This is a genomic window from Serratia sp. BW106, from assembly GCF_002607755.1.
GTDB classification, from domain to species: Bacteria; Pseudomonadota; Gammaproteobacteria; order Enterobacterales; family Enterobacteriaceae; genus Serratia; species Serratia proteamaculans.
The window spans coordinates 15,092-27,144 of record NZ_MCGS01000010.1; the positions used below are offsets into that span (position 1 = coordinate 15,092).

The 12,053-nt window shown below is 52.8% G+C and carries 12 protein-coding genes; 5 read left to right on the top strand and 7 right to left on the bottom strand.

From position 1 onward, the window contains the following. Positions 1-64: 64 nt before the first annotated feature. The gene (locus BEI65_RS07860; RefSeq protein ID WP_099062842.1) at positions 65-1,540 is read right to left on the bottom strand and encodes an MFS transporter; all 1,476 of its coding nucleotides are present in this window, start codon (positions 1,538-1,540) and stop codon (positions 65-67) included. A gap of 124 nt (positions 1,541-1,664) precedes the next feature. Here BEI65_RS07860 and BEI65_RS07865 point away from each other — a divergent pair, with 124 nt between their 5' ends. Next, positions 1,665-2,210: a TetR/AcrR family transcriptional regulator gene (locus BEI65_RS07865; RefSeq protein ID WP_099062843.1), complete on the top strand. Its 546-nt coding sequence runs from the start codon at positions 1,665-1,667 to the stop codon at positions 2,208-2,210. A gap of 161 nt (positions 2,211-2,371) precedes the next feature. Here BEI65_RS07865 and BEI65_RS07870 read toward each other — a convergent pair whose 3' ends face one another. Then, positions 2,372-4,261, bottom strand: coding sequence for a hypothetical protein (locus BEI65_RS07870; RefSeq protein ID WP_099062844.1), 1,890 nt, complete (start codon positions 4,259-4,261; stop codon positions 2,372-2,374). Between the two features lie 186 nt (positions 4,262-4,447). After that, positions 4,448-4,744: a YciI family protein gene (locus BEI65_RS07875; RefSeq protein WP_099062845.1), complete on the bottom strand. Its 297-nt coding sequence runs from the start codon at positions 4,742-4,744 to the stop codon at positions 4,448-4,450. Between the two features lie 181 nt (positions 4,745-4,925). Here BEI65_RS07875 and BEI65_RS07880 point away from each other — a divergent pair, with 181 nt between their 5' ends. Both BEI65_RS07880 and tonB read left to right on the top strand, forming a co-directional pair. Continuing rightward, positions 4,926-5,579, top strand: a complete 654-nt coding sequence (locus BEI65_RS07880; protein WP_099062846.1) for an epoxyqueuosine reductase QueH — start codon at positions 4,926-4,928, stop codon at positions 5,577-5,579. A gap of 238 nt (positions 5,580-5,817) precedes the next feature. Continuing rightward, positions 5,818-6,564, top strand: coding sequence for a TonB system transport protein TonB (gene tonB, locus BEI65_RS07885; protein WP_099062847.1), 747 nt, complete (start codon positions 5,818-5,820; stop codon positions 6,562-6,564). A gap of 69 nt (positions 6,565-6,633) precedes the next feature. Here the strand turns inward: tonB and yciA are convergent, their stop codons facing one another. Both yciA and BEI65_RS07895 read right to left on the bottom strand, forming a co-directional pair. Beyond that, positions 6,634-7,062 carry an acyl-CoA thioester hydrolase YciA gene (yciA, locus tag BEI65_RS07890; protein WP_012145405.1) on the bottom strand — a complete coding sequence of 143 codons (429 nt, stop codon included), beginning with the start codon at positions 7,060-7,062 and terminating at the stop codon, positions 6,634-6,636. Between the two features lie 75 nt (positions 7,063-7,137). Beyond that, positions 7,138-7,677, bottom strand: coding sequence for a septation protein A (locus BEI65_RS07895; protein WP_099062848.1), 540 nt, complete (start codon positions 7,675-7,677; stop codon positions 7,138-7,140). A gap of 234 nt (positions 7,678-7,911) precedes the next feature. On the opposite strand from BEI65_RS07895, the gene BEI65_RS07900 reads away from it, so the two are divergent. Continuing rightward, positions 7,912-9,615, top strand: a complete 1,704-nt coding sequence (locus BEI65_RS07900) for a SulP family inorganic anion transporter (RefSeq protein ID WP_099062849.1) — start codon at positions 7,912-7,914, stop codon at positions 9,613-9,615. A 46-nt stretch (positions 9,616-9,661) separates the two neighbouring features. Here the strand turns inward: BEI65_RS07900 and BEI65_RS07905 are convergent, their stop codons facing one another. Then, a complete protein-coding gene (locus BEI65_RS07905; protein WP_099062850.1) occupies positions 9,662-10,414 on the bottom strand; it encodes a YciC family protein in 753 nt (250 codons plus the stop codon). Between the two features lie 433 nt (positions 10,415-10,847). Here BEI65_RS07905 and ompW point away from each other — a divergent pair, with 433 nt between their 5' ends. Beyond that, positions 10,848-11,492 carry an outer membrane protein OmpW gene (gene ompW / locus BEI65_RS07910; protein ID WP_099062851.1) on the top strand — a complete coding sequence of 215 codons (645 nt, stop codon included), beginning with the start codon at positions 10,848-10,850 and terminating at the stop codon, positions 11,490-11,492. Positions 11,493-11,539: 47 nt separating this feature from the next. Here the strand turns inward: ompW and BEI65_RS07915 are convergent, their stop codons facing one another. Then, positions 11,540-11,854 carry a BON domain-containing protein gene (locus BEI65_RS07915; RefSeq protein WP_012145400.1) on the bottom strand — a complete coding sequence of 105 codons (315 nt, stop codon included), beginning with the start codon at positions 11,852-11,854 and terminating at the stop codon, positions 11,540-11,542. Positions 11,855-12,053: the final 199 nt, after the last annotated feature.

The window sequence follows — 12,053 nt, forward strand, 5'->3', positions numbered from 1 at the left end:
ATCCGACAAGCAAATTGCCAATTCAGTTTAAGCAGAATGCGTTAACAACAAAAGCGGCTTCTTATCATTCCTTGCGCAAGGCCATTTTTGCCACACCGGCACCCAGCACCATCAGTAATGCCGCCGTGATCAGCACCACGATAAATGCGCGGTCGAAAGCCAGGCGGGCCAGTTGCTTCAGCTGTTGGGCCTGATCGGCGGCCAGAGTTGAGGCCAACCGCAAGGCCTCATCGATACTGTCGTAAGCGACTTCACTCACCGGCAGACTGCCAGGCAGCGCCAGACTGTGGCTATAGATAGCGGTCATCAACCCACCCAGCAAGGTGATGCCCAGAACGCCACCCAGTTCATAGGACACATCTTCGATCGACGCCGCCATACCGGATTTTTCTTCCGGAGCATTGAGCATGATGGCGGTCGACGCGGCGGTAATTACTCCCCCAAGACCAAAACCGGCGATAAACAGGCAAACCAACTGCAGCACCAGGCTACTCTGATAAAGCAGCGCCAGGCCGCCAATACCCAAGCCGGTCAGGAGCAACCCACCAAATATCATGCTGCGCTCGCCGTAGCGTGGCAGCATTAATCCGGCCAGCGGACCGGCTAATGCCGATGCCACGGGGATCGGCAGAATGAACAGTGCCGCTTGTAACGGGCTAAGTTCAAGCACCAACTGCAGACGTTGAGTCAGCACCAGCTCCACACCGACCAGGGCTATCATCGATATCAGAGCCACGCCGACGCCACCGGCAAACAGCCGATTCTGGAACAGCGAGAAGTCGATCATTGGATAACGCGCCTGACGCTGGCGGCGGACAAACAGCCAGAGCGAGAAAATACCGATGGCAGCAGACACCGTCAACGCAGTGAAGGAGGGCGTCGCCTTGCTCAGTTCCTTCAGCGCATAGATGCAGCCCACCAGACCGGCCATGATCTGCACCGAACCGATGATATCGTAAGGGCGTTTATTTTCTCCGCCGCAGTGCGGTATCAACCGCCATGCCAGCGGTAACACCACCATAACGACTGGCACGTTGATCAAGAACACCGACCCCCACCAGAAATATTCCAGCAGGACCCCGCCAACCACCGGGCCAATAGCGGCACCACCAGAGGCGACGGCAGCCCAAATACCAATCGCCAGGGCGCGTTCGCGTTCGTCGGTAAAAACGTGGCGGACAATGGACAGCGTGGCCGGCATCATCATTGCTGCACCGACAGCGAGGAATACGCGAGCGGCGATCAACCATTCGGCTGAAGGAGAAAAGGCCGCACACAGGGAGGCGACGGCAAACACGGGCAGTCCGGCAATAAACAGCCGTTTATGACCAATGCGATCGCTCAACATGCCTGCACCGGGCAGCAAACCGGCAACCACTAACGGGTAGGCATTCACGATCCATAATTTTTGTGACGCACTGGCATCCAGCGCTAACGTCAGGCGTGGCAATGCGGTGTACAGCACCGTCATGTCGATGATGATCAAAAATAGCGCGCTGGAAATCATTGCCAGGATCAACCAGCGGTTGTTTACGTGCATAATATTATTCCAAAAAAAACGAGCGACGCGGATGCGTTGCCATAAAGTCACTACCCGAACCTGTCGGGTGGTATACTGGCGTTAATATATATCCATACGTATGTATTGAAAAGAGGGTTTCTCAATGGGACGTCAACGCAGCATCGATCGTGACAAGGTTCTGGATACGGCTGAAGAGATTGTCGCCACGCAGGGTGCCGCCGGGCTGACCATTGATTCCGTTGCCAAGGCGATGGGGATTTCCAAGGGCGGGGTGCAATACTGCTTTGGCAGCAAAGACGCATTAATTGATGCGATGTTCGATCGTTGGGGTAAGGCCTATGACCGGGTGTTTGATGCCATTGCCGGGGACAATCCCTCCGCCACCACTACCGTACAAGCACATATGCAGGCGACCCGAAGTTCGGATCAGGCATCCAGCGCCAAGGCGGCGGGGCTGATGGCGACCCTGATCCAAACGCCAGAGCATTTGGACAGTACGCGCGAGTGGTACCGCAGCCGGATCGCCGGTCTGGACTTAACCAGCGAAGAGGGCAAACGCGCTCGATTGGCTTTTCTGGCCACAGAAGGGGCATTTATGCTGCGTTTCTTTGGCCTGATGGAGATTGACCAGCCAGAGTGGGACGCCATGTTTACAGATATGCAGGCGTTGATTTTGGCGAAAAAATAGCTCACCTATCACAGCGATAGATGGCGGACCGACAGGTGAAGAGAGTAAGTTTATCGGACAAGATATTCCCTCGAAGAACCCTTTAGCCAGCCACTCCGTGCTGGCTTTTTTTTGTATGAAAAAGCCGCGGTCATCTGCGGCTGCTGTTAACATTGTGCTCTTTAGACCTGACGCATATAAACGTCCGTAATTCGCAGGTCGAAGTTGCTTTTCATTTTAGTGGTATCCACCAGTAAAAAAGCATGCGTTGCCCAATCTGGAGCCCGTTCAAATGATGGTGGCTGGGTGACATAGCCCTGCATTTGTCCAGGAATGACCACGGTTTTCAATTCGGATTCTAATCCGCTGAAATTAAAGGTGTATGAGTGGCCGGTTTGTTGCATTAGTATTTTGGGCTCAACATCCTGCTGAGCACCAAATTCGCTCAGTTTTGCCCAAACAATTTTAACCTGGCAGCTTTGACCATCGCCTGCGAATGTATTGGCTCGGAGGTGATGAATGACACCGCCGTAGCCTTTCAGTTTTATGGTCCCTAACACGGCCTGAAATACACCGTCTCCGGCGCTTACATTACGCCCCAGGGAGACAAAGTTGGCCTGTCGGATCATGCTGAAATTGGTACTGGCTGCAGTACCCCAGCCGTAACGTGATTTGCGCACGGTATTAACGCCTCCTGGCGGTAATACCCAAACTTCCTCGGTCCATTTCTCATTTCCGGCACCGCTGGTATAGGTTGAGCCATCGAGCCAGTTGTCCTGCACCGTTGCATCGGTACGTACTTGCGACAACAAATAAGGCCAGGCGATCGGCAGTTGCGTATCATGCAATGATACTGAACCGTTACCATCAATCCAGCCGCTGACGTTTGCATCGCCACCTTGCTGCATCTGACCAATATTGACTTTTTCAAACACGACTCGTGCCAGGTTGCCAAAGTAGAAAGGGTTACAGGTAGTCGGATAGGTCGATGGGCTGCCACCAGCTTTAAAGGTGAATATGCCGCCAATAAAGTTAACTTTACAGCGTTTAGCATCTGGGATGTTGACGATGTAATTTTGGGGGCCGTAACCCTCAAAGTGGCAATCGCGGAAAGTGTGTTGACCGCCTTCGATATGAATATATTTCCCCAGCCTGTCTGCCGACGTTTGCGGCCCATTTTTCCCGTAGATATAGTCGAAGGAACAATTGAAGAAGTAGCTGTATCCTCCCTGCAGGTTCACGCCGCAGTTACTTTGGGCAAAGACACAGCTGTGGAAATTCATCTCTTCACCGGAGTCTGAGGTATTGTTTGGGAAGAAATAGCAGGTGTCGCAATGGTTGAAAGTGAAACCGTACATGCGCAGGAAATAGAAATTAGTGGTACCTGTTATGCCGCAGGAGAACCCCTCGATGCCACCGCCGGTGAACGTCAGCGAGTTACGTGGGTAGCTGCCTGAAAGCGATGTAGAGAATGCCATTCCATCAATAAACGAGTCAGCGCCAGGGCCGATCATTCGCAGATTTTTAGCACTAAGATTACCTTGGGCATAACCGGCATTATTTTTCCAGTCGATGGCAGCCTTGTGAAGTTCTGCAGTGCCAGGTGTCATTGCTGTGAAATCCAGTAAGGCACCGGAAAAATCATAATCGACGGTTTTGGTATCAAAGGTTAGTTTTGTAATACATTTGAAACGACCATTTCCAAAAATCAGATTGCCGTTTTTCAATACACGTGAACCACTGGTGGTTGCCTGCGAACTGGCATAGTTGTGTGCTTTTTGGATCGCATCGGTGTCGTCAGCAATACCATCGCCTTTAGCACCGTACATATAGGGTGAAACTGTACCCGCTACTTCTAATACGCGCAGCCACACCCACGACGTATTAGGGCGAATAAACATGCCGCCGTCGTCTGCCGACGTCGATTGCGCTTTTGCGACAAAAACACCGCCTCCAGTGGGTTGAAGATTACTGGTGCTCCAGTCGGCATTATAGGCGGTTACGGTGATCAGCTCACCGGCAGCGGTAGGAATAGTCGTTCTTAATGTTGCGATATCAGGGCAGGTGTTCATTATTTAGATCCTCATAGTTTTCAATGACTGTATGTGTGTACAGTCATTTTAGTCTATGAGGACGTCGGCTAATTCACCACAGCATGTGGTTGTGCCATTGAACGCTAAACATGGCGACAGTCGCATGATGGGCAATTTATATCGGTAAACACCCCGCGGCTGCAGAACCAGCGGGGTACCATTAGACTACAACACTTGCTTGAAGGGTTTGACCGTCACCTCGGCATAAACACCGGCGGCGACGTAAGGATCCTGTTCGGCCCAGGCTTGGGCGTCGGCCAGTGAGGCGAATTCCGCAATCACCGTAGAACCGCTGAAACCGGCACTGCCCGGATCGTTGCTGTCGATGGCTGGATTGGGGCCGGCAACTATCAGGCGACCTGCGTCACGCAGTGCCTGCAGGCGAGCCAGGTGTGCGGGGCGTACTGACAGGCGGTTTTCCAAAGAGTTGGGCACGTCTTGCGCGTAGATCAGATAAAGCATGTTTCACCTTTAAAATCATTGCTATAGAAGGGTAAATTTAAAGTAGCGCAAAAGGAGATACAAGGGAATGCCCGTCCGCTGGAATTTAACTGTGGCTGGCGCTTATGCCTTGAAGCGACTAGCTTTTATTCGTATAGTGCGGCCGCGCGGTTTAATGAGACAAGGATTGAGAGGTGAGGAAATGACGGAACTGGTTAGAGATAAACTCGACTTGCCTGAGGGCAAAAGCAAACTGCTGTTGCACTCTTGCTGTGCGCCCTGTTCCGGGGAGGTGATGGAAGCCATTCAAGCCTCCGGCATCGAATACGCCATTTTCTTCTATAACCCGAATATCCATCCGCAAAAGGAATACCTGCTGCGCAAGGATGAGAATATCCGCTTTGCCGAGCAGCACGGGGTACCGATCATCGACGCCGATTATGATACCGATAACTGGTTCGCTCGTGCCAAAGGCATGGAGCATGAACCTGAGCGCGGTATCCGTTGCACCATGTGTTTCGACATGCGTTTTGAACGCACCGCACTCTACGCGCATGAAAACGGCTACGACACTATCTCCAGCTCGCTGGGTATCTCTCGCTGGAAGAATATGCAGCAAATCACCGACTGTGGGGTGCGCGCGGCGGAAAAGTACCCCGATCTGGAGTATTGGGATTACAACTGGCGTAAAAAGGGCGGTTCGTCGCGGATGATCGACATCAGCAAACGTGAGCGTTTTTATCAGCAAGAGTACTGCGGCTGCGTTTATTCGCTACGTGACAGCAACCTGCATCGTAAAGCGCAGGGTCGGCCGCTGATCAAACTGGGCGTGCTGTATTACGGCGATGAAGAATAACGCTGCATGGGCCAAAGATAACCCGCTACGGCGGGTTTTTTCGTTTTTGGCCCGGGTGAATCAGGTTAATGAAGCGTGTAAAAGCCTCAGTTAAAAGGCAAATAAAAGGTTAATATCCCCATGAGTTTACAGGTTTTAGCAATGAATAATGACGATTAGAGCGATAGTTGGCTATTCGTTATTGAATATGATTGCTATTTGCATTTAAACTTGGCGAACCAGAGGAAACAGAATCATTATGCCGCTAAAAAAGATGTTCCTTAATCGCCGTTTGTCCGTGCCAATTGTCCTGTCCGTTGGCTTACATAGCGCCCTGGTGGCGAGTCTGCTCTATGCCTCTGTCAAAGAGGTGATGGAGTTGCCGAAACCTGAGGATGCGCCGATCAGCGTCATGATGGTCAATACCGCCGCGATGGCAGAGCCGCCACCGCCTGCACCGGCCGAGCCTGAGCCAGAGCCGCAGGTGGAGCCTGAACCCGAGCCGGAGCCGGAACCGCTCCCAGAGCCTCCGCCGAAGGCGATACTGAAGCCTGAGCCGGTAAAACCCAAGCCGAAGCCAAAACCGAAGCCGAAGGTCGAGAAAACGGTTAAGCGTGAGCCGCAGAAAACCGAACCGCGTGATCCGTCGCCGTTTGAAAATAACCAGCCGGCCAAGCCTGTCGATAGGGCTCCGGTGAAGCAGGCGCCATCCGCGCCGGTTGCGGGCAATTCACGTGATGTGACGCCGAGAGCGATCAGCCGTGCTGACCCGATTTATCCGCCGCGCGCCAGAGCCTTGCAGATTGAAGGCAATGTGCGGGTGCAGTTTGATGTCGATAGTGATGGCCGTTTGAGTAACGTGCGTATCCTGTCTGCGGAGCCACGCAATATGTTTGAGCGTGAAGTGAAACAGGCGATGCGTAAGTGGCGTTATGAAGCCAAGGAAGCGAAGAATATCACCATGAGTATCCGCTTTAAAATTAACGGCACCACGGAAATGAACTGACACTGGGAGTGATTTTGACAAAGAAAAGGGTCGCCCTGTGGCGACCCTTTTTACTGCCTGCATTCCGGCTTATTCTTCGAAGCCCACACGGAAGTTCATCTTACCGTCGGGCAGGGCGCGTGAATTACCTTCGTCGTCTACGGCAACATAGGTAAACACTGCTTCGGTCGCACGGTAGCGCTGGCCGATAGGGGCAGAAGACACTTTCTTGACCCACACTTCGATATTGATGGTGATCGAGCTGCGTCCGGTGCGGATGCAGTGTGCGTAGCAACATACCACGTCACCTACCGCGACCGGTTTCAGGAAGGTCATGCCATCCACTCGCACGGTCACGACACGGCCTTCGGCAATTTCTTTCGCCTGAATAGCGCCACCGATGTCCATCTGCGACATCAGCCAGCCGCCAAAAATATCGCCGTTGGCATTGGTATCTGCCGGCATCGCCAGCGTTCGCAGCACCATTTCGCCACTGGGTAAAGGTCGTTGTTGAGTCATAGCTGTCTGCTTATCAAGGAAGGGATTTCACTATACTGCCCGTAGCAAACGCCACGGGCATTAACAATTTTGTAACTATTTTTTCTGTTCTTCCGGCATGTGCCGATAGATATAAACGCCGCTGAGCAGGGTATATACCAGCGTCAGCGCGGTCAGGCCGAACACTTTGAAGTTAACCCAAACGCTCTGAGGCAGCCAGAAAGCGACGTAGATATTCGCCAGGCCACAGACCAGGAAGAAGACGGCCCAGGCCAGGTTGAGGGTGTTCCAGACTTTATCCGGCAGCGTCAGCTCTTTGCCCAGCATGCGTTGTACCAGCGGCTTTTTGAGCACCAGTTGGCTGATCAGCAGTGCCAGCGCAAACAGGCAGTAGATGATCGTCACTTTCCATTTGATAAACAAATCGTTATGGAACACCAGTGTCAGGGTGCCAAACACCAGGACCATCAGGAAGGTGATCAGCGTCATCTTCTCGATTTTGCGGTATTTAAACCAGGTGAGCACCAGCGCCAGGGCGGTAGCAACAATCAGCGCACCAGAGGCGACGTAGATATCGTAGAGCTTATAAAATGCAAAAAAGACAATTAACGGGAGGAAATCAAGAAACTGCTTCATAAATCAATCCATCATCTGTTCATCGGCCGACTATACCGGATTTGGCGGGCTCTGTGTACCGCTGGCAAGCGCTGATTATCGGCGTTTGGCCGCCGGATTTCCGCCATGAAAGCAGGAATTTGCATAAACTTACGATTGAGGTCGCGAGTTCGCGGCGGGCAGATTGCCAGTACGGCATTGGCATCGCATGATACACACAATAATAGCCGGATAATTTATAACGGAAAACAGTTTATGCAGTGGAAATCTCTCCAGGCGCTGACGCCTGGTTTGACGCATTTATTAGGGTATCAACGCAGTTGGCTGAAACCGGACATCCGCGCCGGGCTTTCCGTGGCCGCCGTGGCCTTGCCGGTAGCGATTGCCTACGCCGAACTGGCGGGAGTCAGCCCGATAGTAGGGTTATATTCCTGTATTTTACCGATGGTAGCCTACGCGTTTTTTGGCTCCTCACGCCAACTGATTGTGGGGCCGGATGCGGCGACCTGTGCGGTAATTGCCGCCGTTGTGACCCCATTGGCGGCAGGCAATATGGAACGCCACTGGCAGTTGACCATTATGATGACCGCGATGATGGGCGCCTGGTGCCTGTTGGCCAGCCGCTTCAAGCTGGGTGCGCTGGCGGACCTGCTCTCCAGGCCGATTCTCAGTGGGCTGCTGAACGGCGTGGCGATCACCATTATCGTCGATCAAATTGGCAAGGTATTCGGTTTTGGCGTGCATCCGGCGCAGTTGATCGAACGTATCTACGCGCTGCCGGGCAACCTGATGCACAGCGATTGGCTGACCATGTCGGTGTCGTTACTGACGCTGGTTACGCTGATCGGGTTTAAAAAATGGCGGCCCAACTGGCCGGCGCCGTTATTTGCCATCGTCCTGGTGACCTTTATGACCTGGGCTGGTGGACTGCAGCAGCATGGTGTGGTGACGGTGGGCGGCTTTAGCGATGTATTACCCATCGTGCAGTGGCCGGATTTTCAACCGGGTTTACTGCGTGACATGGTGATCCCGGCGCTCAACCTGGCGGTGGTGAGTTTTGTCAGCATGATGCTGACTGCCCGTAGTTTTGCGGCGAAGAACGGTTATGAGGTGAACGCTGACGCTGAATTCCGCGCGCTCGGGTTGGTGAATATCGTCTCGGCGCTGTCACAGGGGTTTGCCATCAGCGGGGCGGATTCACGTACCGCGGTCAATGATGCCAACGGCGGCAAGAGCCAACTGGTGTCGATCATTGCGGCTGCGGTGATTGCTTTCGTGTTGTTGTTCCTGATGGCGCCGTTGCAGTTTATTCCGGTCGCGGGGTTGGGCGTGGTGCTGATGTACGCCGCCTGGTCGTTGCTGGATATTCGCGGTATCTGGATCATGCGGCGTCGTAATGCTCAGGCTTTCCGACTGGCGATGTTTACCTTCCTCTGCGTGCTGCTGGTGGGGGTGATCAGCGGCATTGGCCTGGCGGTCTTACTGGGCCTGATGCAGTTCCTGCGCACGGTGTTCCGCCCGACAGAACAACTGCTGGGTGTTAATGACGAAGGCATGATCCACTCAATGGGCAACAATAACGGCATTAAAGCGGTGCCCGGCGTGATGATGTATCGTTTCAATTCGCCGCTGACCTATTTCAACGTGGCGTACTTCAAGCGGCGGATCCTCAACCTGGTCGACAGCACGCCGTTCCAGCCGCGGTGGGTAGTGGTGGATGCGGTTGCCAGCTTTACCCATGCCGATATCAGCGTATTGGCTGCCATCGACGAATTGAAACGGGATTTGTTACAGCGTAACGTGAAGCTGGTACTGGCAGGGCGTCGAACCGAGCTGACGCGCTGGTTCCGTATCAATCGAATGGGGCGCGACCGGGAATTGATCCTGGTGCCGGATCTGTACCTGGCGCTGAAGCTGATTCAAAGTAAGGAACAGGCTGAACCGCCGGTGACTCAGTAAGCAAAAGGGCACGCCGAGGCGTGCCCTTTAAGTTCCTGTGGCAAAATTAGCTGCGCAGCAGCATATACAGACGGAACAGGTAAACCAGCAACAGGGCAGAAACCAGGTTGCTCAATGCAGTCAATACCACGCTGGCGACGTTTGGGGTCAGCACCGAAAGGTGGCTCACCATAAACAGCACCAGCAGCTTGGCTGCCAGCCACAGCATCATCGCCGGAACAATCACACGCGCATTGGCGAAAGCCAACTTGCAGCTCAGCTTAATCGAGGCAAACACGCCTTTCTTGTCGGTAGCGGTGATCACCGGTGCCAGCGAGAAAGCGATCGCCATGATCACGCCAGGTACCACAAACAGCGTCAGGCCCAGTTGAATCAACAGCGTGCAGATGAACAGCAGCAACAGCAAACGTGGCAACTCTGGCGCGGAAGCACCGATAGCGCGCAGTGCGCTGATGCGCTGCCCCTGGGAAACCAGGCGAATCAATGTCAGCATCCCGCCAACCAGCAACACGTTGCCCACTAATGCGGAAAAGGTGGCGGCGGCTGAAACCTTCAATAACACCATCTGTTGCTCAGGCGTCATTTGTTGAATGATTTCCTGGATCCCCATACCGGCGGATGCAGCAAAGTCACCTTCCGTTGCGCTCAGGATCTTCAACTGTTCGACATCAGGGCTGAAAGCCTGATTGAGCAGTACAGAAATGAACGCGGTCAACAGCGCCAGCATCAGGATACTGGTCAGTTGGTTACGGAAAAAATTAAAACTGTCACGGTACAACGTGTTGGCCGTGATAGGCATGCAGACTCCTTGGCATCGAGAAACAGAGATAAATCAAAATCAGTGGGCGATTGTACCCTGTTCCAGGCCGCTGTGGCACCCCGTGAAGTGCACTGCGACGATTTCTTCGGCGATCGCCGTTATTGCTATCTACTCGTTATCCTTCAAGCCACAGCGTTTAACCTAATTCCCGCTAAATTTGTCACCCTCATGCCGGTCGAAGGATAAAAATATTTGCCCCGTTTATGCTACGTCCCCATAACTAAACATGTAGATAATTTGCAACAAAAGTGTTTTTTGATTCAGATCAATTCTTGATTTATTAGCCTCTTAGGTAACCTTGTTTTTAGTAGGATTTAAAATTTTTACACATAAGATGTGATCTCGATGGGATCATAAATACCCGTAAGTAGGTATATTCCCCTGGATGATAACCACACAAATGGAATGGATAATGAAAAAGACAACTCTGGTGGTATTGGCGGCGATGATGGCCCCTATGTTGGCAAGTGCACATCAGGCAGGGGATTTTCTTTTCCGCGCCGGCGCTGCAACGGTGCGGCCAAACGCCGGATCGGATGACGTGCTGGGGCAAGGCTCATTCAGTGCCGACAATAATACCCAGCTTGGTCTGACCTTCGGCTATATGGTCACGGACAATATTGGCGTCGAACTGCTGGCCGCAACGCCGTTTCGCCATAAAGTGGGGCTGAATGGCAAGGCGGTGAACGGTGATATCGCCACGGTGCGCGATCTGCCGCCAAGCCTGATGGCGCAATACTACTTTGGCGATAAGCAGGACAAACTGCGTCCGTACCTGGGGCTGGGGGTTAACTACACCACCTTCTTCGATGAAAAATTCAACGACAACGGTAAAAGCGCCGGGCTGAGCAACCTGAGTTTGAAAGACTCCTGGGGCGTGGCCGCGCAGGCGGGCCTGGATTACAACCTGGATGAGCACTGGATGCTGAACATGTCAGTGTGGTGGATGAACATCGAAACCAAAACTCGCTTTGACGACGCGGACGGTAATCATCACAGCATCGATACGCGTTTGGATCCGTGGGTGTTTATGTTCGGGGCAGGGTATCGCTTCTGACAGGGGTGAAACAGGGAGGCGCATACAGCGCCTCCGTTTTATTTTTACTACTTGATATTCATTACGTTCTCAACGGATTTCACACCCGCTACGCCACGAGTCACCTGCACCGCACGGTTGGCATCGGCGCTTGAGCTGACGAAACCGCTCAGCTGCACACGACCTTTAAAGGTCTCGACGCTGATTTCGGTAGATTTGATGGTTTTATCCGCCAGCAGCGCTGACTTCACCTTGGTTGTCACTACCGTATCGTCAATATAACCGCCAGTCCCTTCAGATTTCGCTGTTGGCGCGCAGGCACTCACTGCGAATGCCACAACGGCTGCCATGCATAAGACCGAAAGGGTTTTAAATAGCTTCATAAATTACTCTCCATGCAATGTTATTGTTGAAACTACATTTGGGTTTTCACCTGAAAACGTAGCGCATTTCCCCCAAATAAAGAAATGCCCGACGCGCAAGATTCATTGTGAGACAAGAATGGGGTTTGTTCAAATCCAAGCTGTAAAAAATTAGCACAACCTTGAAGGGAAACAATATGTTAACAACGGGCACAGATCC